Raw genomic sequence first — 26,889 nt, 5'->3', positions numbered from 1 at the left:
CTGTGACGCAACGGGTAGGAATCAACGCCCGTTCTTCTTGCGCCATTCTTCGTAATTGGCCTTGGTTTCATCCTTGGTTGCCGGATAAAGACCAATGATCGGCTTGCCCGAAAGGACTTCTTCAAGAACGAAATCCTCGAAGCTTTCCATGCCTGCGCATTCTTCGGCCAGTTCATCTGCCAGATGGGCCGGAATGACAACAACGCCATCCTTGTCCCCGACCAGAACATCCCCCGGGAAGACCGGCGCATCACCACATCCGATCGGCACATTAAGGTCATAGGCCTCGTGCAGGGTCAGGTTGGTCGGCGCGGACGGGCGCGAGTGATAGGAATGAATGGAAAGCTTGCCAATGCCTTCGGCATCACGGAAACCGCCATCGGTTACGATGCCTTCGACACCGCGCTTCATCAGGCGGGTCACAAGGATCGAGCCGGCAGAAGCCGCACGGGCATCCTTGCGGCTATCCATCACCAGAACATGACCGGGCGGGCATTCTTCGACAGCCACGCGCTGCGGATGTTTGGGATCACGGAATACTTCGATCGGGTTGCGATCTTCGCGGGCCGGGATATAGCGCAGCGTATAGGCCTGCCCGACCATGTTTTCGTCCTTGGGGGCAACCTGATGAACATTCTGGATGAACTGGTTGCGCAGGTTGCGTTTGAAAAGTGCCGTGCACAGCGAAGCGGTGCTGATTTTCTTGAGCTTGTCGCGTGTCGCACTGCTCAGGACATAGTCACTCATTATTTGTCTCCGTGGGTTTGCCCGGCGGCTTTGCGCCGGGCCGTATCTTGGAAAAAGCAGTTGGTTACGCGATATCAGCCGGCAGCACGTCGGTCGGGATGTTCTGATAGCAAACCGGGCGCAGGAAGCGGCGGATCGCCATGGTCCCGACCGAAGTCGCGCCAAAGTTGGTCGATGCCGGATATGGTCCGCCATGAACCATGGTATCGGATACTTCGACACCGGTCGGGAACCCGTTGGCAAGAACACGGCCCGCCTTGTGTTCAAGGATCGGCAGAAGCGAGCGCGCATCGGCAGCATCGCCCGCATCAAGATGCAGCGTGCAGGTCAGCTGGCCTTCAAGCGCCTTGGCGATGGTGCGCATTTCCGCAACATCCTTGACCCGCACGACCAGACCAAGCGGACCAAAGACTTCTTCGCCCAGTTCATGGTTCGAAAGCCAGTTTTCACCGGTGGTTTCAAACAGATACGGCGTCGCATTGCGCAGATCGCATGACGTGGTCAGAACTTCTTTCACACCCGCAGTTGCGGCAACGCGCTTTGCCCCGGCGCGATAGGTTTCCGCCATGCCATCGGTCAGCATGGTCTGGGCCGCCACACCCGAAAGGGCTTCCTTGGCAGCGTTCACAAAGGCATCGGCTTCCGGACCATCAATTACAACCGCGATCCCCGGATTGGTGCAGAACTGCCCCGCCCCCATGGTCAGCGACCCTGCCCAGCCTTTGCCGAGCTCTGCGCCACGTGCGGCAACAGCCTTGGGCAGCAGGAACATCGGGTTGACCGAACCCAGTTCGCCAAAGAACGGGATCGGTTCCGGGCGCGATGCGCACAGATCAAACAGCGCACGACCACCGCCAAGCGATCCGGTAAAGCCGACCGCCTTGATCAGCGGATGCTGAACCAGCGACTGACCGACATCACGTTTGCCACCCTGGATCAGGCTGAAGACGCCCGGATGGACACCGCATTTCTTGATCGCGGCATCAATGGCCTGGGCAACGATTTCACCGGTACCCGGATGGGCGGAATGGCCCTTGACCACGACCGGGCAACCAGCAGCCAGTGCCGATGCGGTATCACCACCGGCAACCGAAAATGCCAGCGGGAAATTCGATGCGCCAAACACGGCAACCGGACCAATCGGACGTTGCATCAAACGCAGGTCGGGACGCGGCAGCGGTGCACGATCAGGCAATGCTTCGTCATAGCGACGATCCAGATAGGCACCATCAAGAATGTGGCTGGCAAACAGGCGAAGCTGACCAACCGTACGGCCGCGTTCGCCCTGAAGACGGGCTTCGGGCAGGCCGGTTTCCTGGGTACCGATTTCGGTGATTTCATCACCACGCGCATCGATTTCATCGGCAATGGTATTGAGGAACTTGGCGCGGTCTTCGCGGGTGGAATACCCGAAAGTCCAGAAGGCTTCTTCGGCGGCCTTGGCAGCCTGATCAACCAGATCGGGGGTGCCGACCGGGAAGGTATTGGCCGGGCCGTGGGCCGGTTCGGACTGGAAGGTTGCGGCTCCGGCGACCCAGTCGCCCGCGATCAGATGTTTTCCTGTCAGGGTATAGGACATGGATGTCTCCTCTGTGCGGCGGAGCCGCTTATTTCACAAGATTGTTTTGACGCATGAAGCCAACCAGCTTGTCATGCTGCTTATCAGTCAACGGCCAGGCCGACGGCGGGCGGGTCGCACCGCAATCATCGCCAAGAAGCTTAAGGGCCGCTTTGACACCGGTCACGTTCGTACCGTTCATTTCTTCGGCGCGGACTTCTTCAAAGGCGCTCATATCGCGGATCAGATCACGGGCCTTGGCATAGTCACCGGCCTCAAGGGCGGCATGGATTGCCATGGACCGTTCCGGCCAGACATTGATCAGCCCCGATGTAAAACCACGCGCGCCAACCGCATAGAATGCCGGCGCCCAGGTTTCAGCCAGACCACCGACCCAGACAATATCAGGGTCACAGGCATTGATCGCCTCGGACAATTTCATCGGGTTCGGGGTTGCCCATTTTACACCAGCCACACCTTCGATGGCACAAAGATCGGCAATCGCCTTGGTGCCAATCGCATCATTGCGCAGATACAGCATCATCGGAAGTCCGCCCGATGCATCGGCAATGCGTTTGATATATTCAACAACGCCACGCGGGGCGACAAAGGGATCTGGCGGCTGATGGATCATCAATGCTTCGGCCCCGGCTTCGGCAGATGCCTTGGCAAGTGCGCAGGCATCCTGTACGCCACGACCGATACCGGCCAGCATCGGCGCACGACCGTCAAGCATTTCGGCGACCGATTTGGCCATGGTGATGGCCTCAGCCGTGGTCAGCGCGTAAAATTCGCCGGTATTGCCATTCACCACCGGAAAATGAACACCCGCCGCAAGCGCACGGTCGATAATCGGTTTCAGCTTGGCCGGTGCAATGTCGCCATTCTCGTCATAAGGGGTGACAAGAATGCCGGAAATACCTGACAGCACGCCACGCAGATCGGCTTTGGAAAGTGCCATGGGTCAATATCCCTGATTGATTTGGTTCGTGTCATTGCGACGGGGCGCAAATCACGCCCCGTTGCTGTTTCTGATGATGGTTTGCGGCAAGCCTAGAAAATATCCGGCTCGCCCGCTGTTTCGCCAAATTCCGGCGACAGGAAGTCAAAGTCGCACCCTTCGTTGGCCTGGGTGACATGTTTGCCAAACATCCAGCCATATCCACGCTGATAGCGCGGCTCGGGCGTCTGCCAAGCTGCACGGCGACGTTCAAGCTCTTCCTCGTCGACCAGCATGTCGAGGCGACGGTTATCAAGATCAAGCTTGACGATATCGCCGGTTTTCAGAAGGGCAAGCGGACCACCGATATAGGATTCCGGTGCGACATGAAGCACACAAGCGCCATACGAGGTTCCCGACATACGGGCATCCGAAATACGCAACATGTCACGGTGCCCCTGTTTGATCAGGGCTTTGGGGATCGGAAGCATGCCCCATTCCGGGAAGCCCGGACCACCGAGCGGACCGGCATTGCGCAGCACCATCACATGATCGGGCGTGATATCGAGATTTTCGTCATCCACCGCCTTTTTCATTTCCGGATAGCTGTCAAAGACAAGTGCCGGGCCCTGATGATTGCGGAACCGTTCATCACAGGCTGCCGGTTTGATCACCGCACCGTCCGGGCAGAGATTGCCGCGCAGAACCGCAAGCGATCCTTCATGATAGACCGGATTTGAAAGCGGGCGGATGACATCATCATTATAAACCGTTGCACCTTCGAGGGTCTGGGCAAGGGTTTTGCCCGTGACCGTGGTGACCGATGTATCGAGCTTGTCACCAAGCTGCGCCATCAGGGCGCGCAGACCACCGGCATAGAAGAAATCTTCCATCAGGTAGTCGCCCTTGCCCGACGGGCGGATATTGGCGATCAGCGGCGTGGTTCGACCAAGTTCATCAAGATCATCAAGGGTGATTTTAATTCCGGCGCGACGCGCCATGGCCAGCAAATGCACAACAGCATTGGTCGAACAGCCGGTTGCCATCGCAACGACGGCCGAGTTGCGCACAGATGCCGGGGTGACGACCTTGTTCGGGGTCAGATCTTCCCACACCATATCAACGATGCGACGGCCACACTGGGTCGACATACGGATATGACCGGCATCCGGTGCGGGGATCGACGATGCCCCCGGAAGGCAAAGGCCCATGGCCTCGGCAATTGCGGTCATGGTCGATGCCGTGCCCATGGTCATGCAGTGACCATAGGAACGGGCAATCCCGCCTTCGACACCAACCCATTCTTCGTCGCTGATGTTACCGGCACGGCGTTCATCCCAGTATTTCCAGGCATCAGAGCCCGACCCCAGAATTTTACCGGCATAGTTGCCACGCAACATCGGACCGGCCGGAAGATAGATCATCGGAACACCGGCCGAAAGCGCGCCCATCACCAGACCCGGCGTGGTTTTGTCGCAGCCGCCCATCAGCACCACGCCATCAAGCGGGTGGGAGCGAATCATTTCCTCGGTCTCCATCGCAAGCAGGTTGCGATAGAGCATCGAGGTTGGCTTGGTAAAGGATTCGTCGACCGAAATGGTCGGCAGTTCAACCGGGAAACCACCGGCCTGATGAACGCCCTTTTTGACGTCGGCGGCACGTTCACGGAAATGCAGATGGCACGGGTTGATTTCAGACCAGGTATTGAGGATGCCGATCACCGGGCGACCGGTCCAGTCTTCGGGATCAAGCCCCATCTGCATCAGGCGTGAGCGATGCCCGAACGAACGAAGATCATCGGGCGCAAACCAGCGCGCACTTCTAAGATCTTCTGCGGATTTTTTGATTTTGTCGGACATGGCGTTCCTCCCGTCTCGCGATCATCCCTGATCTTAACGCCAGCGGCTTGACCAGGACGACCTGCACTTTTGATTGATGCTTTATGTATGCGCATACACTAACAAGATGTCAAGCAAACTTACATGTCAAAAAGGTAGATTTATCCTACGCAAAACCGCCGAGAGATTCAGCAATTGACAGGCTTTGCAACAAGATGTATCAAAATATGTATGCGCATACATAAAGCTTGAAAGTTTACAAGCTGACTAACAACAAGAACAAGCAACACCAACGCCTTATGGGAACCACACCAGAAGGCATCACGGGGACATCCCCACCATTCAGGAATGCGTCATTCGGGAGGAATCTTATGACCGGACTTTTTAAATCCATCGCCGCCGCTGCCGGCTTTGCCGCCATGGTTGCAACGCCTGTTCTGGCGTCTGCTGCTGACCTGCCAAGCAACGTTCGCCTTGTCATCGGGTCGAAATCGACCGGTGGTGACACCTATCAGAACAGTGCCATTGTTGCAGAAGCGCTTGCCAAGAAACTCGACATCAATGTGAAGGTTGATGCAGTTGGCGCGGGCGAGGCATTCAAGGCATTGCAGCGCGATTCGCGTGGCACCACGATCATGATTTTCCATGATCAGTCCTATCTTGCGAACCTGTATGGCGTTCGCGGTTATGACGATATCTTTGAAAACTATGTTGTCGGACCGACGGTCGCGATCAATCCAGGCAATGCGTATCTGGTTGCCAAGAATTCGCCGATGCAGTCGATGGAAGACGTGTTTGCAGCAGCCGCTGCCGGTCAGCGCGTTCGCGTTGCCATTCAGGCCGGTGGCGTTTCCGAGATCGGTTTCTCGGCAATGAAAAATGCGGCCAAGGTCATGCATCCGGGATCGGAAGCAAACATCGTTCCGGTCAATACCGGTTCGCAGGCAGATAAAAACCAGCTGATGTTTGATGGTCAGGCAGATGTGATCAACGGATCGGTTCAGGCCAACGAACAGTTCACCCAGCTTGCCAATGACGACCAGAAAGCCATGCGCTTTATCTGGCTGACCGCACGTGAAGAAACCATTGAACAGGCAAATCCGGAAGGCATGGGCGACACCACCCGTGACGAACTTCTGGCATTCACCACTCCGAATGTCAGCGTTACGTTTGACGGGTCGAAAGACTTTACCTTCGACAAGGAATTCTTCTTCCTGTTCAACAAGGACATGGATGCAGAACAGATTGCCACGATCGACAATGCGCTGAAGGAAATCTATGCCGAAGGCGAGATCCAGAAAACGCAGAAGGCATCCTTCTTCATTCCGAACTACAAGCCGCAGGCAGAAGCCGCAGCTTACCTTAAGGCGAAACGCGACCAGTACCGCCAGGTCATCGACGCGATTGCAACCAACTAACTTCCCGGTTGGCCCGGCATATCAATGCCGGGCCACTTTTGCCTGATCAGGTGGATGGATATTCTTCCACCCGCACGTTCCGCCATAACACCCCGACATGATTTCCATTCTGGTTGGAAATCAGTACCATGGGGAAAAACAGGCACATCCGGAGGCGTCCCATGTCGTTTGACTCCCCCTTTCATGTGACGATTGATTTCAACACGTCGCATATGATTTTCCCGACGATTATCGCCGTGATCCTGGGAATTCTTTTCGTTTCAATTCTGATCACACGCGGCAGCACCATTCTTGCCACGGTTAGCAATGGCAACTGGTGGCCTGCCGGCATCGACCACAAGCGCTTCTTTGGTACGATTGCCCTGACCGTGATCTATTTCATGGCCATGCCGGCAGTCGGGGACATTTTCCCCAATACCGGACTTGGATTTTACCTTTGCTCGATCCCGTATCTGTTCGCGCTTAGCACGCTTTACCTTCACGAGCGCAGCCGTCGAACATTGATGATCGCAGGCGCCAATGCGCTGATTGCGCCAAGCCTGGTCTGGTACATCCTGTCCGAACTTTTCAATATTTCGCTGCCATAAGGCAACCGGAACCCGGTTCTGGTCCCTGTTTGGCGCGGTATGATCCAAGAGATTTACCATGGAACTCCTATCCATTCTGACACCGATGTTCTTTGCGCTGGTTGCCGCAGGCACCGTGATCGGCATCATCTTCGGTGCAATTCCCGGCATGACAGCGACCATGGCGGTTGCTGTCTGTTTGCCACTGACCTATTCGCTGGGTCTTGAAAACGGTCTGGCACTTTTGCTGGGTCTTTATGTCGGGGGTATTTCCGGCGGTCTGGTCCCGGCCATTCTTCTGAACATCCCGGGAACGCCGTCATCGATCACCACCACCCTTGACGGGTACCCGATGACCCAGAATGGCGAAGGCGAACGCGCACTCAAGATCGGGATCACATCGTCACTGGTTGGCGGTCTGATCAGTCTTGCCGCGCTTTATCTGTTTGCCCCGGCACTGGCCGATTTTGCGATCAAGTTTTCCTATATCGAGAAATTCCTGATCATCTTCTTTGCACTGACCGTGATGGCCGCCCTTTCCAACAGCTTGCTGGTCGGCATTTTCAGTGGATTTCTGGGCATTTTCATCAGCCTGATCGGGGCTTATGACATTTCGCGCGGCGGCAATGGTGAATTGCGTCTGGTGCCGGAATTCCTTGAATATTACCTTGAAAGCGGCTTTTCGCTTTTGCCGGTTCTGATCGGCTTGTTCGGCCTTGCCACCATCCTGATCGAAGCCGAAGAAGGCATGAAAGAAGGAAAAGGTCTTTCGGGGGTAAAGATCGGCGGCAAGCCGTTCAAGATTTCCGTCTTCAAAGGCCAGATCGTCAACCTGATCCGGTCGTCATCGATCGGGACCTTTGTCGGCATTCTGCCCGGCGTTGGCGGCAGTGCGGCATCCATTCTTGCCTATAGCCAGGAAAAGAACTTTTCCAAGACACCGGAAAAATTCGGTAAAGGTGCACCTGCCGGGGTGATTGCATCGGAAAGTGCCAATAACGGTTTGACGGGCGGCGCACTGGTGCCGTTGCTTTCGCTTGGCATTCCCGGGGATTCCACCACCGCCATTCTGATCGGTGCCTTTACCCTTCAGGGCATTCAGGTCGGCCCGCTGTTTATCGGCAACAATCCGGTGACGTGGGATGCGATGATCATTGCCATGCTGGCTGCCAATATCATCATGTTCCTGGTGATGGTCTTTGCCATTCGCCATCTGGCCAAGGTTGTGACAGTTCCGAAAAACATCCTGTTCCCGATCATTCTGATGATGTGTGTGGTCGGCGCCTATACCATCAATTACGGGGTGATGTTTGATGTCTGGACGCTTTTGATCTTTGGCCTGTTTGGCTATCTCGCACACAAGATCCGGCTTGAAATTGCGCCCTTTATCATCGGGTTTATTCTGGGACCGTCGGCGGAAATCTATTTCGTCAAAAGTCTGGAATCCTTTGGCACATTTTCGATCTTCTTTACCAAAAGCTGGATCGCGGTGTTGCTGTGGATCCTGATTGCCCTGTCGATTGCGTTTTCGATTTCTGTCGCCCGCAAGAAAAAGCGCATGACCGACTAAACCAGAATACGTGCCCGCAGCCGCTGTCACGGCAGCCCGGCCGCCCAACGACACCATCGGGCAAGAAGCAACAGCTCCCTCCCTGTGCTGTAAAGTGGTTCTCAGCCAGACCGCGCTTCTTGCCCACCTTTTTGTGCTGATGTAATGTCCGAAGCAGAACAGATTGGCTGACGTCGGACCAAAACCAAAGCCCGACCATTCCCGGTTCGGGCATCAGATCAAGAGACCGTAACCCTTTGTCACTCGCGCCGAAAAATACTGACCAGACCACCATGGCCGAAATCAAAAGCGGCACCGTCACGATGGAAACCGTCGGACGGATAGCAGGTGTTTCGCAGGTCACGGTATCGCGCGCACTTAATGACCCGAAAAAGGTTTCCGCCAAGACACTGCAACGCATCCAGGATGCGATCGAGCTGACCGGATATGTGCCCAATATGGTCGCCGGTGCGCTGGCATCACGGCGCAGCAAACTGATTGCGGCCCTTGTGCCATCGATCACCAACGTCATCTATGCCGATCTGATGCAGAATTTCATCAATGTCATTCGCGGATCGGGCTATCACGTTCTGATGGCCGAAACCGGCTTTTCCCAGGACGAGGAACAGGCGGTTGTCTCCACGATGCTCAGCCGTCGCCCCGACGGCATCCTGTTGACCGGCATCCACCATTCGGCCGGCTGCAAACGCATGTTGCTGGGGGCTGGTATTCCGGTGATCGAAGTGTGGGATACGACGGAAAACCCGCTTGATGTCTGTATCGGCTTTTCACACATCAAGGCCGGCGAAGAAATGGCGCGCTATGCGGCGGGCAAAGGTTATCAGCAGGCATTGATCGTATCCGCCGGTGATGAACGCGCCCTGCGCCGCAAGGATTCCTTTGCCAGTCAGTTCAAACAAATGACCGGCAACGCGCCGATTGAAGTGCTTTATGAAGCAGGTGCGACCATCGAACGCGGTCGCAATGGCCTGAGCACCGGTCTGGAAAAAGGTTTTCGCAACGGCATCATCATGTGCAGTTCGGATCTTTTGGCCCATGGCATCCTGATCGAGGCGCAGGCACGCGGCCTGCGCGTACCACAAGACATGGCGGTTCTCGGTTTTGGCAATCAGGACTTTTCGCCCTTTACCCTGCCGGCCCTGACCACGGTCGAAGTCAATCGCGCCAATCTTGGCCGACGCGCCGCCGAGGCGCTGGTGGCACGGATCGAAAACGAACCGCTGCCGACCAAATCAATTGATGTCGGATTTGAAATCATCGAACGCGCATCAACCTGATCGCAATCTGATCGCGACCAGATCAGGCAAGTGCGCGGATCAGGCAAACCGGCGAAACAGTCCGCGCCGTTCACGACAAATCAGGGTAAGCCCCGCCTGCCGTGCAAGGTTCACGGCCGTCAGGGTCGGCCCCGACAGGGTCACAAGCCCGCCCACCCCGCATTGCACGGTTTTGGTGACGATTTCATAGGAACAGCGACTGGTCATCAGCACAAAGCCACCCGCAGTATCAATGCCCTGACGGGCAACCGCACCGAGCACCTTATCAAGGGCGTTATGACGTCCGATATCTTCGCGGACCAGCTTGATGTTACCGCTAACATCGACAAAGGCGCTGGCATGCAAAAGCCCGCCGCCTTCGCGGTTGCGGGTCTGATGATCGGGTAAGGCGTCGATGGCCTGCAACACGACATCCTGAGCCATATTGCCCGGCGTGACCTTGCCGATCTTGTCCATCGCGACGGCTTCAAGTGATTGCACCCCGCACAGACCACATCCCGACCGGCCTTCAAGGGTGCGTTGACGTTCATCAAGACGGTCAAACACATCTTCATGCAGGTCGGCTTCGATCACATAGCCCTGAAGGGTTTTGCGCACTTCGCGCAGTGTGATCTGGGAAATGTCATCAACGATGCCTTCGGACAGAGCAAAGCCGATCATGAAATCTTCGAGATCATGGGGCGATACCATCATCACCGCATGGGACTTGCCATTGAAAGTCAATGCAGCCGGAACTTCCGGCTGCAACATCATCGGGGCATCGTCATTGGCATCATCACGCGAAATGGCACGGGCAAGATCAACATCGCGCCCGTCAAGGATGCGGTTCTCGGAAGGCTTGGGTGTCATGCAGGTTCCTTGACCTTGCGGATCATCGGGGCAGCTTCAAGCACAAGCGGGTCAATCCCGTCATACCCGTCGGCAATCAGGGCAAACAATTGTTTGCGCATGCGCGGTTCCCAGAAATCGCTGATATGACCGGCAACACCGGCCACCCCTTCTTCGTGGGGTTTGGATTTGAAAAATGTCGCGATCTGATTGGCCATATAGACAAGCTTGTCAGGTGCCATTGTTCATTACTCTTTGGCTATGGTCTTTTTAACGGATACAGGATTTGCCAGATACTGTGCGCAAGGGAGTATAGCACAATATCTGGCAGGGCATCCTATTCGGCGGCATCGACACGCGGTTTGATCCGGCGCGCCTGTTCGGCCTGACGATCATATTCCACCTGCCATTCGGATGGTCCGTTTGATGCGGAAACCTGAACGGCGGTGACTTTGTATTCCGGACAGTTGGTGGCCCAGTCGGTAAAGTCGGTGGTGATCACGTTGGCCTGTGTCCCCGGATGGTGGAATGTGGTGTAAACCACGCCCGGTGCCACACGATCGGTAATGGTGGCGCGAAGGGATGTTTCGCCCGATCGCGATGCAAGGCGGATCCAGTCGCCTTCGCGAATGCCGCGCTGTTCGGCATCATGGGGATGGATTTCCAGAAGGTCTTCCTTGTGCCAGGCGGTATTTTCGGTACGCCGGGTCTGTGCGCCCACATTGTACTGGCTCAGGATACGGCCGGTCGTCAGAAGCAGCGGGAAGCGCGGCCCGGTGCGTTCATCAGTAGCGACATATTCGGTCACCACAAACTTGCCCTTGCCGCGGACGAAACCATCCATATGCATGACCGGTGTCCCCAGCGGGGCCTTGTCATTACATGGCCATTGCACCGAACCTTCGCGTTCCAGAAGGTCATAGGTCACATTGGCAAAGCTTGGCGTGGTTGCCGCAATTTCGGCCATGACCTGTGACGGATGGGTGTAATTCCAGTTCTGGCCCATCGCACGGGCAAGGTTCTGGGTCACTTCCCAATCGGCAAAGCCGTTCTTTGGCGTCATCACCTTGCGCACGCGGTTGATGCGGCGTTCGGCGTTGGTAAAAGTGCCATCCTTTTCAAGGAAGGTCGAACCGGGCAGGAACACATGGGCATAGTTCGCGGTTTCGTTCAGGAACAGGTCGTGGACGACAACACATTCCATCGCCGCAAGACCGGCTGCCACATGTTTGGTATCGGGATCGGATTGCAGGATATCCTCGCCCTGAATATAGATGCCCTTGAACGTGCCTTCGACAGCGGCATCAAGCATGTTGGGGATCCGAAGCCCCGGTTCGTCATCAAGTTTAACCCCCCAGATATCTTCAAAGATATCGCGGGTGGCACTGTCCTGAATATGGCGATAGCCCGGCAATTCGTGCGGGAACGATCCCATGTCACAGGAACCCTGCACGTTGTTCTGACCACGCAGCGGGTTCACGCCAACGCCCGGGCGGCCGATATTGCCGGTCGCCATGGCAAGGTTGGCAATTGCCATTACGGTGGTTGACCCCTGACTGTGTTCGGTCACGCCAAGCCCGTAATAGATCGCACCATTGCCACCCGTGGCAAAGGCCCGTGCGGCTTCGCGCATGGTCTGGGCATCAACACCTGTGACACCCGCAATGGCTTCGGGGCTGTGGCGCGGATCGGAAACAAATGTTGCCCAATCCTGGAATTCATCCCAGTCACAGCGTTCACGGACAAACGTTTCGTCAAACAGGCCTTCGGTCACAATCACATGGGCAAGTGACGTCAGAACCGCGACATTGGTGCCCGGACGCAGCGCCAGATGCGCGACAGCTTCGATATGCGGGGACCGGACCAGATCAATCCGGCGCGGATCAATCACGATCAGTTTAGCACCCTGACGCAGGCGCTTTTTCAAACGCGAGGCAAAAACAGGATGCCCGTCAGTCGGATTGGCCCCGATCAGGATGACCACATCGGTATGTTCGACAGAATCAAAATCCTGCGTCCCGGCCGATGTCCCAAACGTGGTTTTCAGGCCATACCCGGTTGGCGAATGACAGACACGCGCACAGGTATCGACATTGTTATTGCCGAACCCGGCACGGATCAGTTTCTGAACCAGGAAGGTTTCCTCGTTCGTGCACCGCGATGACGTGATCCCGCCCAGCGCACCCTTGCCGTATTTGGCCTGGATGCCCTTGAACTTGTCAGCGGTAAAGCGAAGGGCTTCTTCCCAACTGACTTCCTGCCAGGGGTCATTGACATTTTCGCGGATCATCGGATTGAGGATGCGGTCCTTGTGATTGGCATAGCCATAGGCAAAGCGCCCCTTCACACAGGAATGCCCGCGGTTGGCCCGGCCATCCTTATAGGGGACCATGCGCACCAGTTCCTCGCCGCGCATTTCGGCCTTGAACGAACAGCCAACCCCGCAATAGGCACAAGTGGTAACGACCGAATGTTCGGGCTGACCGATTTCAATGACCGATTTTTCCTGAAGCGTTGCGGTCGGGCAGGCCTGAACACAAGCACCACAGGATACGCATTCGGAATCAAGGAAATCTTCGTGCATGCCCGGTGACACACGGGATTCAAAACCGCGACCTTCGATGGTCAGGGCAAAGGTGCCCTGCACTTCTTCGCAGGCCCGCACGCAGCGCGAACAGACAATGCATTTCGACGGGTCATAGGTGAAATACGGGTTGGTTTCATCCTTTGCCATATAGCGCGGATTTTCTTCACCATTCTGGCGGACCTCGACATGGTTGCCGCCGTCATAGCCATAGCGCACATCGCGCAGGCCAACCGCCCCTGCCATGTCCTGAAGTTCGCAATCACCATTGGCCGCACAGGTCAGGCAATCAAGCGGATGATCGGAGATATAAAGTTCCATCACCCCTTTGCGGATTTTTTTAAGCCGCTCGGTCTGGGTGTGGACCACCATGCCGTCTGCCGCCGGTGTGGTGCAGGATGCCGGGGTTCCGTTGCGGCCTTCGACTTCGACCAGACACAAACGGCAGGAACCGAATGCATCGACCATGTCGGTCGCACAGAGTTTGGGCACCTGAATGCCTGCTTCCATCGAGGCCCGCATAACCGATGTGCCTTCGGGCACGGTCACGTTCTTGCCATCGATGGTCAGCGTGACGGTTTTTTCGGATTTGGCGGCAGGAGTTCCGTAGTCGACTTCTTTGATCAAGGACATCGTATTACTCCGCAGCTATATCAAGCACACGCGGCTTGAAATCATCAGGGAAATGGGTAATCGCGCTCATCACCGGATAGGGCGTAAATCCACCGAGCGCGCACAACGATCCGAACTTCATGGTTTCACAAAGATCGCGCAGAAGATCGATCTGCAATTCCGGATCTTCACCACGTTCAAGTTTGTCGACCACTTCGGTGCCACGGATCGATCCTATCCGGCACGGTGTGCATTTACCGCACGATTCAATGGCACAGAATTCCATGGCGAAACGCGCCTGTTTCATCATGTCGACCGTGTCGTCAAAAACGACCACACCGGCATGACCGATCAGGCCATCACGCTTGGCGAATTCTTCGTAATCAAAGGGTGTGTCAAACAGTTCGCGGGGGAAATAGGCCCCCAAAGGACCGCCAACCTGAACCGCCTTGACCGGGCGCCCCGATGCGGTGCCACCGCCGATCTGTTCGACGATTTCCCCCAGCGTCATGCCAAAGCCGATTTCATAAAGCCCGCCATGTTTGACATTGCCGGCAATCTGGATCGGGATGGTGCCGCGTGACCGGCCCATGCCGAAATCACGGTAATATTCCGGCCCCTTTTCAAGAATGACCGGCACCGAGCACAGCGAAATCACGTTATTGACAACCGTCGGACGGCCAAGGAAACCTTTCAGGGCGGGAAGCGGCGGTTTGGCGCGGACAACGCCACGCTTGCCTTCCATGCTGTTAAGAAGCGAGGTTTCCTCGCCACAGACATAGGCCCCTGCCCCCATACGGACTTCCATATCAAAGGTCTTGCCCGATGCGAGGATATTGGTGCCCAACACCCCGGCAGAACGGGCAACTTTTATCGCCTCGGTCATGATGCGGATGGCATCGGGATATTCCGAACGGGTATAGACATATCCCTTGGTCGCCCCGGTCGCGAGACCGGCAATGATCATGCCTTCGATCAGGACAAAGGGTTCGCCTTCCATGATCATGCGATCGGCAAAGGTGCCGCTGTCGCCTTCGTCGGCGTTACAGACGATGTATTTCTGATCGCCGTCGGCTTCGCGCACCGTGTTCCATTTGATCCCGGTCGGGAAACCGGCCCCGCCGCGTCCGCGAAGGCCGCTGTCAGTCACGGCCTTGACGATGTCGGCTGCCGACATTTTCAACGCGTTCTCAAGACCGGACAGACCGTCATGGGCGCGGTAATCATCGAGGGACAGCGGATCAATGATACCGCAACGCTGGAAAGTCAGACGCGACTGGCTTTTCAGGAACGGAATATCGCTGGTCCGGCCGAGATAAAGCTTGTGATCGCCGCCGGTCAGAAAATCTGCATCAAACAGGGTATCGATGTCATCGGTGCTGACCGGGCCATAGGCAACGCGACCGCGCGGTGTTTCCACCTCGACCATCGGTTCAAGCCAATACATGCCAAACGATCCGTTGCGCACGATTTTGATATCGGCTCCGGACTTTGCGGCCTTGGTGGCAATCGCGGTTGCGACATCATCGGCCCCAAGGGCCACCGCACCGGAATCAAGCGGGACATAAACCTTGATCGTCATGCGCCCACCTCATCAAGAATGCGGTTCATACGATCACTGGTCACGCGTCCGACCACCTTGCCATCGACCATGGCTGCGGGTGCACAGGCACACAGGCCAAGACAGAAAACAGGTTCCAGCGTGATCTTGCGATCCGCTGTGGTTTGCGACCAATCCACGCGAAGATGACGGCGCACCTGATCGGCGAGCGCATCGGCCCCCATTGCCTGGCAGGCCTCGGCACGGCAAATCTTGATGATATGTTTGCCTGCCTTTTCTTCGCGGAAGTCGTGATAGAAACTTGCAACCCCGTGGACTTCGGCCCGGCTGAGGTTCAGTTTCTTGGCGATTGTTTGAAGTGCGCCTTCGGGGATATGGCCAAACTCTTCCTGCACTTCGTGCAAAATGGGAAGGAGCGGGCCTTCCATCGTGATCATCTGATCACAAATGGCCTCGACGCGGACATTCTGGTCCTCGGTCGTTTCCGACATGCAAGCCTCTCTCTCAAGCATGTTACAGTTATATTTATTGTTTTTAATAGTGTCGGGCATCTGTGGTGCCCGTTCAATAAAGCCATCCCGTTACGCGATAGCGAAAACCTATCAAGGCGCAATCAGGCGGTTTCGAGTTCCGAAATCAGCTTTGCCTCTTTTAGCAGGGCAGAGACCACCGGTGTTGCCGGTTCGCGTTTTGCGGTAATCAGTCCGACGGTATGGCTGGCGTCGGGATCGATGATCGGGATGGATTTGACGCGATCGCGCATCCCGAAACTGTCGACCATTTTTTCGGGCATGATGCTGGCCCAGTTGCCGGTCTGAACATGGGTAAACAATGCGATCATGGAATCACTTTCCAGTGTCGCACTGACCTTGGCCCCGGCGGCATTAAGGTGCTGATCGATGATCCGGCGGTTCTGCATGTCAGGCGTCAGCAGACACAGGGGCAACTGGGCTGCTTCGTGCCAGGTGATGTTTTTGCGATCCCCGAGATCATCAAGATTTGATGTCACCAGTTGATAGCGTTCGCGATAAAGCGGGATCGACGTCACACGACCAAGCGGTTCGTTATCAAGATAGGTAATGCCCGCATCGATCTGAAGATTGTCAAGCAGGGCCTGAATTTCGGTCGAGGTGCGCGACAGGATGGCGAAACTGACATCGGGATGTTTTTCGCGAAATGGCGTGGTCAGTTCATGAACCATGGCAAGTGCCGTCGGGATCACGGCAATTTGCACCTGCCCGGTCAGACCGGACCGCATGGCGCGCATTTCATCACGCATGGATCGGGTACTGCCAACAATATGGCGCGCCCATTCCAGAACACGTTCGCCTTCGGGTGTCAGGCCCTGATAGCGTGACCCGCGTTTGACCAGGACCACACCAAGATGGTCTTCAAGCTGACGGAGTGCGCTGGACAAAGTCGGCTGGGTCACGCCGCATTCTTCGGCGGCATGTCCAAAATGCTGCTCACGGGCGAGCACCATAAACATTTCGAGTTTGTCGATCATATCACTTCCGGCAACCGGTTTCGCGGCATGCTTTTATCGGGCGTTGAAGTCGGCCAATTGTCGGGCCGAAGCGAGATTGGAAAACATGCGTTGTGACGCTTGTGTGTTCTGGTTGCAGGATAACCGATTACCCCGACGGGCAAAAAGGTTATTCCTGCAACAGAACGCAGGTCCGGGCTGGATGAACGGAACCCGGACCCAAGACATGACTGTGCCAATCATGCCCCCAAAAATGACTGACAAGTTGGTGCGTCAGTCAAACGGGCGTCGATCACAGGGTGCGGCAATCGACGCCCAAGGTCGTTACGCTTTGGAAGTTGCTTCCTGTCCGGTGGTTGCACCACCGTCCTGCGTTTCCATGTAGTGCTTGTCGTCAATCGGGCGGACCAGCTTGTTGGCAACAAGCGCAATCGCCAGAAGTGCCGCCATCGCATACATGGTGGTGTTATAGAGGCTCGACGTCGGATCAACCGTACCGGCCGGTGCGATTTCCATCAGACGACCGATGGTTACGGTTTTGGCCGCAACCAGCTGATCAAGCTGTTCGATACCGGCACCGAATTTGGCCTGGAATGCCGCCGGGTCGACCTTGCTTGCCAGGTCCTTGATCGAATTGGTGACCGAGGTCTGACGCAGCTGGGTGATTGCCAGCGGGCCAAGAACGCCAGCCGTGCTCCATGCGGTCAGAAGACGACCATGGATACCGCCGACATATTTGGTGCCGAACACGTCCGCCAGATAGGCCGGAATGGTTGCAAAACCACCGCCATACATCGTGAAGATGATCATGGTTGCGGCATAGAACATCACAAGCCAGGTGACAGCCGGGTTGATGCTGACCTGTTCTGCGGCAAACGGGATCGACAGATAAAGTGCGATACCCAGAATGAAGAAGCAGTAATAGGTGTTCTTGCGACCGATATAGTCCGACATGGACGCCCAGAAGAAGCGGCCACACATGTTAAAGACCGAAATCATAAACACATAGGTCGCCGCAAAGGCCGAGTTGACCACCAGCGGCAAGGTCGTGCCGAAGATTTCCGACATCATGGTTTTGGCAACGCCAATCACCCCGATGCCCGCCGTAACGTTGAAGCACAGAACAATCCACAGCAGATAGAATTGCGGGGTTTTCAGTGCCTGATCGATATGGACGTTTTTCTGCGTGATCATGCGCTTGGATGCGGTGTCTGCGGTCGGCGGGGTCCAGCCTTTGGGCAGCCAGCCTTCACGCGGCACACGATACGAGAAGGATGCGATGATCATGACGATGAAATACGCAATCCCGAGCGTGAAGAAGGTGCTGGCAGCACCGGTATTACCCGTGCCGGCAACATAAACGCCTTCTTCGATCGGAACCGGTGCGGCAGCAACCTGTGCGGCACCTGCCACAACGACTTCGACCATCTGGCCACCGACTTCGGCCATACGCTTGCCACCTTCGGTAACAAGGTTAACCGCACTTTCCGGGCCAAGATATTCAGGAACCTTGTAGAAAGCCGAAAGCAGGCCTTCCTTGATCGGGGTTGCGATCATCGCACCACCGCCAAAGCCCATGATGGCCATACCCGTTGCCATCCCGCGACGGTCCGGGAACCAGCGGATCAGGGTCGAGACCGGCGACACATAGCCAAGGCCAAGCCCGGCCCCGCCAATCACGCCATAGCCAAGATAGACAAGCCACAATTGATGGCTGGCAATACCAAGACCGCCAATAATGAAACCACCGCCCCAGCAGAAAGCTGCGACAACGCCGACCATACGCGGGCCGACTTCTTCAAGCCACTTGCCGCCAAATGCAGCAGCAAGACCCAGGCTTACGATCGCAACAGAGAAAATCCAGACAACGGATTGCAGGCCCCAGTCACCGGAACTTGCTGCAACCACGCCGAATTCCTTGATCAGTGGCGGGTTAAAAATGCTCCATGCATACACAGAGCCAATACATAGATGAATTGCAATAGACGCTGGCGGCACCTTCCAGCGGTTAAAATCGTCGCTGGCGACGATATGTTCTTTTTTAAGCTTATCAAACATGTCGTTGTTACCTCCCGGCATTTTGATCTTCTTGCCTTGCCCACCCCCGGTTGAAGGCATTGTGCAGGGCAACCACGGTAGAACCCCGAACCCTCTTTATCGCAATCGCTGTGCCATCCGAAAAAATGCCATGATTTCCGCCACTTCGCCCTTAAATTGCCCCATATTGCACCGCACGCGCATGGACAAAATGTCCAACTTTTTCCACCCGCCAAGGTGGTATCAAGACAAAATGTCCACTCGCAAATGCAACATTTCACAGCGTATCTCTGCCCGGGCAGCAGGCATTTCGGCGATACGGACCTTGCTTTTTCATGCCGATCTGGTAGCCATAAAGGGTCAAAAACAGGTTAGGTCGGTGCGGTTGGCCCGGCCCCCGCAGATGCGGGTCCTTCCGTTGCACTGTAACGGCCCATGACTTTCAGGATGTGTGCAATGTGCGCACGCCAACAGAAAGGAATGGCCATGCAACAGCAAATCTCTGTCATTACGCTTGGAATTAACGATCTTGACCGGTCGCGGCGCTTTTATCAGCGCGGCTTTGGCTGGGTCCCGGTGTTTGAAAATGCCGATATCAGTTTTTACCAGATGAACGGGTTCGTTCTGGGAACATGGTTAAAGGACGCGTTGCTTGATGATATGCAACGCCCCGAAGGCGATGGTCCATCGGCCTTTTCACTTGCCCATAATGTCGCAGATGGCCATCAGGTCGGTGAACTGATGGACCGGCTGATCGCGGCGGGTGGCAAAATGTTGCGCCCGGCCGATGCACCACCCTATGGTGGATTGCGGGGCTATGTTGCCGACCCGGACGGACATGCATGGGAAATCGCATGGAACCCGGCCTGGACCATTGGTGCCAACGGACATGTCCATTTTGGTGTTTGAGGGCATCTGTTACGCCCGCAAACCGGTGGCCGGGTCTGTGCCCTAGCCTGCTTCGGGCAGCCAGATGGTAAAGGTTGTGCCCTTTTGCGATGTGCTTTGAACATCAAGTCGGCCGCCCTGGCGATCAATCAGGGTCTTGGTGATCGACAGACCAAGACCCGTTCCCTGCTGCCGCTTGGTTGTATAGAACGGATCGAAAATCCGGTTCAGGACATCTTCGCTCATGCCAATGCCGGTATCGCGCACGGTGATGCGTATCCCCGGACGGCCATCGTGATCGGCGTCTTCGTCAATCAGGGTCAATGTGCCGCGGTCCGGCATTGCGTGCAGGGCATTGACCATCAGATTGACCAGCACCTGTTGCAATTCGGTGCGGTTCATCAGAACCAGTCGGGTTGACTGATGTTCGCGCACGACCTCGATATCGGCACGGCTGAGCAAATGGGCAACCAGCGGCATGCAGTCATCAATCACCTGTGCGACACTGTGGCGTTCGACAAAGCCTGCATATTCTTCGGGTTTGGCAAATTGCAGAAGCTTGGTCACGATCAGATTGATCCGGTTGACCTGTTCATCAATCAGGCGGAATTCCGTATTGGCGATCTTTGCATGATCGCCAAGCAGATCACGCACAACATCCAGATTGCCCTGAAGAACAGCGACCGGATTGTTGATTTCATGGGCCACACCGGCGGTAATTTCGCCGATCGCGGCCAGTTTTTCGGACATGATCAGCTGCTTGGTCGTGGTTTCAAGCGCCCGATTGGCATCGCGCAATTCGCGGGTGCGCGCATCTACACGGGCATTGAGCTGATCATTCCAGGCGCGAAGACGTTTGTCGCGTTCCTGAACCTGATCAAGCAGATCATCAAGATGATCGGCAACCAGCGTGATTTCGTCCTGGACCTGATCAAGGTTGGTTCGCGCCGACAGATCACCGCTTTCAACCCGGCCAATGGTGTTGGCCATGCGTTCAAGCGGTTTGAAGATGCCGCGCGCCCAGCGCAGGAAGATCGGCACCGACATTGCCGCCACAAACAAAAATGCCCCGATCAGGATCAAAAGGCTTTCATATTTGGTCTGGGCAAACGGGGCCTCAAGGAAACCGACATACAGCATCCCGACCCGTTTGCCGAAACTGTCCTTGATCGGTTCATAGGCCGAAATATACCAGTCATTGACCACAAAGGCGCGATCAAGCCAGACCCGGCCGTCTTCAAGAACAGTTTTGCGCACGACACTTGAAACACGGGTGCCCAAAGCACGACGGTCGGCAAACAGCCGAACATTGGTGCTGATGCGCACATCATCAAGAAACAGGGTTGCGGTCCCCTGACTGCCTTCGGGCAGGCTGCTTTGACGATAGACAAGATCATTGATCGTATCGATGAAGCCCAAATTCTGGTTCAGCAATATCCCGCCGACCAGGGCCGCCCGTTTGCCCGATGGCAATTCAACCGGACTTGCCGAATGGACCACCATGCCGCGGGTTTCGGCATTGCGCGTGGTCGGAACCGCGTTGGGCGTATCAATCAGGTCAACACGCGCCCGTGCCGCAAGGTCGGGTGAAAACCCCATCAGGTCGGTATTGCTGAAAATATCGATGCTGGTTGATGACCGCCCGGCAAAGGCGCTGGCAATGACCGGCCAGTCACCGGTCGTTTGTCCCGATGTTCCGCCATCAGCAAGATAAAGAAAATCAAGACCAAGCGCCTGTTTGCGTTGCGACAGAAGCGATGCCAGCGCATCGGGATCATCCGCAGTCAGGACATTGCGAAAGGCGACAGATTGTCCAAGGGCAGCGATCTGTTCGCCGGTATTATCAAGAATGTGGGTGAAATATTGATGGGCAATCGTCAAATCGCCACTGACTTTCGATGTCAGCAGCGCATCAAACTTGGAGTTCCAGCGCACCATCATCACGCCAAGCAACAATGGCAAAATGACAAGCGTTGGCAAAAGCGCAATCGCCAAAAGCTTGAAGCGCACAGAGCGTGTGCGTTTTGGCCGATCAACAGATGATCCGGAAAACAGTATCATTCCTGTTCCCAGCTGGCGCATTTGCGGTCGATCGTCTTGCGCGAAACGCCAAGCCGCCGGGCCGCTTCATTCCGGTTGCCACCGGTTTTGTGCAACATCGCCACAATGTGACGGCGTTCCATTTCATCAAGGGTTTCGTCGCTTTCGACCGCAGCATCCTGATCGCCATGGTCCCCGTGATCGGCGGTTTCGTCGCGGAATTCGTTGGGGAACCGCCCAAGGATCAATGTCCGTTCAATCAGGTTACGCAATTCACGTACATTGCCCGGCCAGTCATAGCGCGTCAGTCCGGCACGCACGGCACTGTCCATCGCGACCTGGCGCACGCCAAGCTGTTTGGACAATTTGGCCATGAACAATTCAGCCAGTTCAAGCACGTCATCCCCGCGTTCGCGCAAGGGCGGCATTTCGATATGCATGACATTGATGCGGTAAAACAGATCGGCACGGAAACGCCCGGCTTCGACTTCTGCCTCAAGATCGGCATTGGTCGCAAAGATAAAGCGCAGATCGACCGGCGCTTCGCGTTCGGATCCGACCGGACGGATACGGCGACTTTCGATTGCACGCAAAAGCTTGCTTTGGGTGGCCAGTGACAATTCGCCGACTTCATCAAGAAACAGGGTACCGCCCTGGGCATGCATGAAAAGACCGTCGCGTGCGGTCTGTGCACCGGTAAAGGCACCTTTGACATGACCAAACAGCTCCGCCTCGATCATTTCGGACGGAATGGCGGCACAGTTGATCGGCACAAACGGCTTTTGCGCGCGGTCCGACAGGGCATGCAGCGAACGGGCGGTGACTTCCTTGCCCGTTCCGCTTTGTCCCGAAATCAGGATCGATGTCGGAAGCGGTGCCACACGCGCGATGGTTTCGCGGATTTCCTGAATTTGCGGGGAATAGCCGATCAGTTTGTCACGCAGCAGCACGTGATCGGATGTTGCGCGCAATTCATGGCGCAACACATGGTTTTCACGCCGCAAGCGCATCCGGTCCAGACAGCGGGCGACCGCGTTCAAAATCTGGTTGGACCGGAAAGGTTTGAGAACAAAATCAACCGCCCCGGCACGCAGGGCCTTGATCGCTGTATCAAGATCGGCATAGGCCGTCATCAGGATGGCGTCGGAAAAGAAGCCGATTTCGCGTTGTTCGGTCAGCCATTCGACACCGCTTTTGCCCGGCATGATGTTATCAAGGATCACGACATCAAAATGGTGCTGATCCAGCAAGGCGGTTGCCTGTTCGCAATCGGCGGCTTCTTCGACCCGTTTGGCGCGCGGGCCCAATGTGCGGACCAGAAAGTTGCGCATGCCCGGTTCGTCATCGACGATCAGAATTGATGCCTTTTCAAGCCACGGACCGAATTCCGGTCCCGGCGCGTTAAAAGCCGTGTCATTGCCAACAGTTGGCGCCGTCCCGTCCGATGCGCCCATAACGGTCGATCTCATGACGTCCTCCGCAGAAACTTATTATTGTTTTTATTATAGGTCTTACTCAGTCGAGTACAGTTCGCAAAAGCTTAGTGCAGCTATACATGAAATGCAAAACGTCGCCCCCTGCCCCCGAACCCCGCCGGTTCGCAAGGCTTTGCGATATTTGCAAATGTTTCCAGAAATCACAAAAGGCGGCCTTGAAGCCGCCTTTTGCATCACTACCTGGTTGAATTACCCGGGCTAACTAGTTCGGAATAACCGCCGTGGCTTCGATTTCAAGCAGGGCTTCGTCTTCGACAAGGGCACTGACCACGACCATGGTCATGGCCGGGAAGTTCTTGCCAAGAACATCGCGATACGCACGACCAACTTCGCGCTGCTTGGCGAGATATTCCTGTTTGTCGGTGACATACCAGGTCAGGCGGGTCAGATGTTCGGGCTTGCCACCCGCCGCATCAAGAACAGCGGCAATGTTTTTAAGCGCCTGTTCCATCTGTCCGACAAAGTCCTTGGCAACGAAGACCTGATCTTCGTTCCAGCCAATTTGTCCGCCGATATACAGGGTGGCACCTTGTGCAAGGACACCGTTTGCATATCCCTTGGGCTCTTTCCATCCGTCTGGCTGAACGATTTTATGCATTGTTTTCTACCACTTGATTGATTTCTTTTTCGATTTTGGCACGCAAATCATCTGGCCATGCCACTGACTTTCCGGCCCCTTTTTTGGTAAAGACCAGTGTTACCGTTGTTTTCAGGCGTTGCTCGTCACCTGCGAAAGCTGCGATTTCCAGCTCAAGACTTGATCGTCCGATCCGGATCGGTTCCAGACGAAATTCCAGCTGATCACCCAACATGCTTGGCGCGGTAAAGGCGATGGTCAGCCCCGCCGTCGGAACGGCGGCCTGCATCGGGCCATGCATGGTCGGAAACCCGCATCCGATGACCGCGTCAAACCATTCTTCGACCGTCGCGTTCACCATTTCGAAATAGCGCGGATAAAAGACAATCCCCGCCGGATCGCAATGTTGAAACAGGACTTTCTGCCGATAGGTGAAAACAGCCATGTCAGACCCCCAGATACCGATCGGCCAGATCGTCGGTCAGTTCGTTCACCGCACCGGTCCAGGCGGTAACGCCCTTCTCAACGACGACATAGCGATCAGCCACCCCTGAAAGTTCCTTAAGCGACTTATCGACCACAAGGATGGTCAGACCCGATTGTTTGAGCTGATTGATCGCCGCCCAGATTTCCTGACGCACCACGGGGGCCAGCCCCTCGGTTGCTTCATCCAGGATCAGCAAGCGCGGATTGGTCATCAATGCGCGCCCGATGGCCAGCATCTGCTGTTCACCACCCGAAAGGGTCATGGCCTTTTGATCGCGCCGTTCGGCAAGGCGCGGGAACAGTTCGGCGACCTTGTCAAAATCCCATTCCCCGGAACGGGCAGCGGCAATCAGGTTTTCAGTCACGCTGAGGCGAGCAAAGCACCGGCGTCCTTCGGGCACCAGACCAAGGCCCAGACGGGCCGCCTTGTGCGATGGCATTTTCGCAAGATCATGACCGGCAAAACGGATCGAACCATCACGATGTTCCATCATGCGACAGATGGTTTTGATCGTGGTGGTCTTGCCCATGCCGTTACGGCCCATAAGGGCAACGGCCTCGCCCTCATTAAGCGTCAAATCAATACCAAAAAGCGCCTGCGATGCGCCGTAAAAGGCGGTCACGCCACTAAGTTCGAGAAGTGCAGTCATATCAGGCTTCCTCCCCGAGATAGGCACGTTTGACATCTTCGTTGCCGCGGATTTCATCGACCGTGCCGGTCGCGATAATCCGGCCATAGACCAAAACCGAAATCCGGTCGGCGAGCGCAAAGACCGCATCCATGTCATGTTCGACCAGAAGGATCGGGGCCTGCGCACGCAAACCATCAAGGAACCCGGTCAGACGTTTGGAACCTTCCGGCCCCATACCGGCCATCGGTTCATCAAGAAGGAACGCCTTGGGTTCAAGGGCAAGGGCCACAGCCATTTCAAGCTGACGGCGTTCGCCATGCGAAATATCGGCCGCACGCATCTGTGCACGATCGGCCAAGCCGACCCGTTCAAGCTGTGCCATGGCCGGTTCGACCAGCGATTTGTCACCAAGAACCGGGCGGAAAAAGCGAAATACCTTTCCACTGACCGACTGGCGCGCCAGCATCACATTTTGCAGAACCGAGAATTCCGGCATCAGGGAGGACACCTGAAACGTTCGGGCAAGACCCATGCGCGAGCGGGCAACTGCATCAAATTCGTTGATCAGCTGACCATCGAAATGAATGTTACCGCTGTCAGATTGGATTTCGCCCGCGATCTGTTTGATCAGGGTCGATTTACCCGCCCCGTTCGGACCGATCAGGGCATGAATTTCACCGGGACGCAGATCAAGGGTCACATCATCACTGGCAAGTAACGATCCGAACTGTTTGGTGATGTTTGAAAGCGAAAGAATGGCATCAGGCATGTTTACGCTCCCCGGCCAGAACACCGACCAAACCACCGCGGGCAAACAGCACCACAATCAGCAACAACACACCAAGCGGCAATTGCCAGAATTCCCACACACCGCCAAGCAGATGTTCGAGAATGATATAAAGTGCCGCACCGGCCAGCGGACCGAACAAACGTCCAACCCCGCCCAGAATGACAAAGATCATGATTTCGCCCGACATGTGCCAGGACAGCATGGTCGGACTGACAAAGCGGTTAAGATCGGCATATAGCGCCCCGGCAAGGGCGGTAATCATTGCCGAAATCACAAAGGCAACCAGTCGGATACGGAACGGCGCAATGCCCACCGCCGTCATGCGTTGCGCATTCTGGCGCGCGCCCTGAAGGGCAAGACCAAAGCGTGACCGGATCAGGACAGCTGAAAACAGCATGACAATCCCCAGCATCACCGCGCAAAGGGCAAAGAAGCTGATCGGATCCAGGGTATTGAGCCCCGGGAAACCATTGCGCACATAGATCGACAATCCGTCTTCGCCGCCATAAGCCGGCCAGGAAATGGCGAAGTAATAGATCATCTGGGCAAAGGCCAGGGTGATCATGATGAAATAGACGCCACTGGTCCGAAGCGTGATCGCCCCGATCGCCAGCGCAACAAGGGCCGATACCACAAGGGCCACGATCCAGATCACAATCATCTGGGTGGTGCCTTCGATCAGGAACGGGCTTTCCATGATCGGTTCATAATTGAGCGCATGGCTGGCAAGAATGCCCGCGGCATAGCCGCCGATGCCAAAGAACGCCGCATGACCGAATGACACAAGGCCGCCAAAACCAAGAACAAGGTTAAGCCCGACCCCGGCCATGGCAAAGATCGCCACCTTGGTCGCAAGGGTAATGATAAAGGGTTCATCCATCCCCATCGCAATCAGCGGCACAGCCACAAGTGCAATGGCCAGAATGGAATTGATAAGTGTTTCGCGGTTCATGGTCAT

23 protein-coding genes are annotated in these 26,889 nt (G+C 55.9%); 5 read left to right on the top strand and 18 right to left on the bottom strand.

All coding sequences use genetic code 11. The annotated features are described in order from the left end of the window. Positions 1-21: 21 nt before the first annotated feature. From SIB88_RS08315 to araD, 4 genes are all read right to left on the bottom strand, one after another. Entirely contained in the window at positions 22-747 is a 726-nt protein-coding gene (locus SIB88_RS08315; protein WP_068517025.1) for a ribonuclease activity regulator RraA, read from the bottom strand. Between the two features lie 64 nt (positions 748-811). After that, positions 812-2,326, bottom strand: a complete 1,515-nt coding sequence (locus SIB88_RS08310) for an aldehyde dehydrogenase (NADP(+)) (RefSeq protein WP_412557838.1) — start codon at positions 2,324-2,326, stop codon at positions 812-814. A gap of 28 nt (positions 2,327-2,354) precedes the next feature. Then, entirely contained in the window at positions 2,355-3,266 is a 912-nt protein-coding gene (locus SIB88_RS08305; protein ID WP_068518443.1) for a dihydrodipicolinate synthase family protein, read from the bottom strand. A 92-nt stretch (positions 3,267-3,358) separates the two neighbouring features. Further along, on the bottom strand, positions 3,359-5,104 hold the full coding sequence (gene araD, locus SIB88_RS08300) for an L-arabinonate dehydratase (protein WP_068518444.1): 1,746 nt from the start codon (positions 5,102-5,104) through the stop codon (positions 3,359-3,361). A gap of 350 nt (positions 5,105-5,454) precedes the next feature. Here araD and SIB88_RS08295 point away from each other — a divergent pair, with 350 nt between their 5' ends. The 4 genes from SIB88_RS08295 (at position 5,455) to SIB88_RS08280 (ending at position 9,914) form a co-directional block, all read left to right on the top strand. Beyond that, positions 5,455-6,501 (top strand): ABC transporter substrate-binding protein, encoded by a 1,047-nt coding sequence (locus tag SIB88_RS08295; RefSeq protein WP_101247823.1) that lies wholly within the window; start codon positions 5,455-5,457, stop codon positions 6,499-6,501. 161 nt (positions 6,502-6,662) lie between these two features. Continuing rightward, positions 6,663-7,088 carry a tripartite tricarboxylate transporter TctB family protein gene (locus SIB88_RS08290; RefSeq protein WP_068518445.1) on the top strand — a complete coding sequence of 142 codons (426 nt, stop codon included), beginning with the start codon at positions 6,663-6,665 and terminating at the stop codon, positions 7,086-7,088. Positions 7,089-7,146: 58 nt separating this feature from the next. Beyond that, positions 7,147-8,637 (top strand): tripartite tricarboxylate transporter permease, encoded by a 1,491-nt coding sequence (locus SIB88_RS08285; protein WP_068518446.1) that lies wholly within the window; start codon positions 7,147-7,149, stop codon positions 8,635-8,637. 272 nt (positions 8,638-8,909) lie between these two features. Beyond that, a complete protein-coding gene (locus tag SIB88_RS08280) occupies positions 8,910-9,914 on the top strand; it encodes a LacI family DNA-binding transcriptional regulator (protein ID WP_197460803.1) in 1,005 nt (334 codons plus the stop codon). 39 nt (positions 9,915-9,953) lie between these two features. Here SIB88_RS08280 and fdhD read toward each other — a convergent pair whose 3' ends face one another. The 7 genes from fdhD to SIB88_RS08245 form a co-directional block, all read right to left on the bottom strand. Next, a complete protein-coding gene (gene fdhD / locus SIB88_RS08275; protein ID WP_101247822.1) occupies positions 9,954-10,763 on the bottom strand; it encodes a formate dehydrogenase accessory sulfurtransferase FdhD in 810 nt (269 codons plus the stop codon). Continuing rightward, entirely contained in the window at positions 10,760-10,984 is a 225-nt protein-coding gene (locus SIB88_RS08270) for a formate dehydrogenase subunit delta (RefSeq protein ID WP_068518448.1), read from the bottom strand. Before SIB88_RS08270 ends, fdhD begins: the two co-directional genes overlap by 4 nt. A 95-nt stretch (positions 10,985-11,079) precedes the next feature. Continuing rightward, entirely contained in the window at positions 11,080-13,959 is a 2,880-nt protein-coding gene (gene fdhF, locus SIB88_RS08265) for a formate dehydrogenase subunit alpha (RefSeq protein ID WP_114113798.1), read from the bottom strand. 4 nt (positions 13,960-13,963) lie between these two features. Continuing rightward, complete coding sequence (locus SIB88_RS08260) at positions 13,964-15,520, bottom strand: formate dehydrogenase beta subunit (RefSeq protein WP_412557837.1); 1,557 nt, start codon at positions 15,518-15,520, stop codon at positions 13,964-13,966. Continuing rightward, complete coding sequence (locus SIB88_RS08255) at positions 15,517-15,990, bottom strand: formate dehydrogenase subunit gamma (RefSeq protein WP_101247819.1); 474 nt, start codon at positions 15,988-15,990, stop codon at positions 15,517-15,519. The genes SIB88_RS08260 and SIB88_RS08255 overlap by 4 nt, the downstream gene beginning before the upstream one ends. 122 nt (positions 15,991-16,112) lie before the next feature. After that, positions 16,113-17,006 (bottom strand): LysR family transcriptional regulator, encoded by an 894-nt coding sequence (locus SIB88_RS08250; protein WP_228195687.1) that lies wholly within the window; start codon positions 17,004-17,006, stop codon positions 16,113-16,115. A gap of 303 nt (positions 17,007-17,309) precedes the next feature. Further along, positions 17,310-19,043 (bottom strand): OFA family MFS transporter, encoded by a 1,734-nt coding sequence (locus tag SIB88_RS08245; protein WP_412557836.1) that lies wholly within the window; start codon positions 19,041-19,043, stop codon positions 17,310-17,312. A 465-nt stretch (positions 19,044-19,508) separates the two neighbouring features. Between SIB88_RS08245 and SIB88_RS08240 the strand changes: the two genes are divergently transcribed. Next, positions 19,509-19,931 (top strand): VOC family protein, encoded by a 423-nt coding sequence (locus SIB88_RS08240; RefSeq protein ID WP_412557835.1) that lies wholly within the window; start codon positions 19,509-19,511, stop codon positions 19,929-19,931. Between the two features lie 42 nt (positions 19,932-19,973). Here SIB88_RS08240 and SIB88_RS08235 read toward each other — a convergent pair whose 3' ends face one another. The 7 genes from SIB88_RS08235 to SIB88_RS08205 form a co-directional block, all read right to left on the bottom strand. Next, the gene (locus SIB88_RS08235; RefSeq protein WP_412557834.1) at positions 19,974-21,971 is read right to left on the bottom strand and encodes a cache domain-containing protein; all 1,998 of its coding nucleotides are present in this window, start codon (positions 21,969-21,971) and stop codon (positions 19,974-19,976) included. After that, positions 21,968-23,419, bottom strand: a complete 1,452-nt coding sequence (locus SIB88_RS08230) for a sigma-54-dependent transcriptional regulator (RefSeq protein WP_412557833.1) — start codon at positions 23,417-23,419, stop codon at positions 21,968-21,970. The genes SIB88_RS08235 and SIB88_RS08230 overlap by 4 nt, the downstream gene beginning before the upstream one ends. Positions 23,420-23,648: 229 nt before the next feature. Further along, positions 23,649-24,044 (bottom strand): RidA family protein, encoded by a 396-nt coding sequence (locus SIB88_RS08225; protein ID WP_068518457.1) that lies wholly within the window; start codon positions 24,042-24,044, stop codon positions 23,649-23,651. Next, entirely contained in the window at positions 24,037-24,468 is a 432-nt protein-coding gene (locus tag SIB88_RS08220) for an acyl-CoA thioesterase (RefSeq protein WP_068518458.1), read from the bottom strand. The genes SIB88_RS08225 and SIB88_RS08220 overlap by 8 nt, the downstream gene beginning before the upstream one ends. A 1-nt stretch (position 24,469) precedes the next feature. Beyond that, complete coding sequence (locus SIB88_RS08215) at positions 24,470-25,159, bottom strand: ABC transporter ATP-binding protein (protein WP_068518459.1); 690 nt, start codon at positions 25,157-25,159, stop codon at positions 24,470-24,472. Between the two features lies 1 nt (position 25,160). Next, entirely contained in the window at positions 25,161-25,910 is a 750-nt protein-coding gene (locus SIB88_RS08210; protein WP_068518460.1) for an ABC transporter ATP-binding protein, read from the bottom strand. Next, the gene (locus SIB88_RS08205) at positions 25,903-26,889 is read right to left on the bottom strand and encodes a branched-chain amino acid ABC transporter permease (RefSeq protein ID WP_068518461.1); all 987 of its coding nucleotides are present in this window, start codon (positions 26,887-26,889) and stop codon (positions 25,903-25,905) included. Before SIB88_RS08205 ends, SIB88_RS08210 begins: the two co-directional genes overlap by 8 nt.

The sequence above is a fragment of the Thalassospira sp. MIT121401 genome (assembly GCF_047125595.1).
Lineage (GTDB): Bacteria > Pseudomonadota > Alphaproteobacteria > Rhodospirillales > Thalassospiraceae > Thalassospira > Thalassospira povalilytica.
This window is presented reverse-complemented; position numbering and strand designations above follow the sequence as displayed.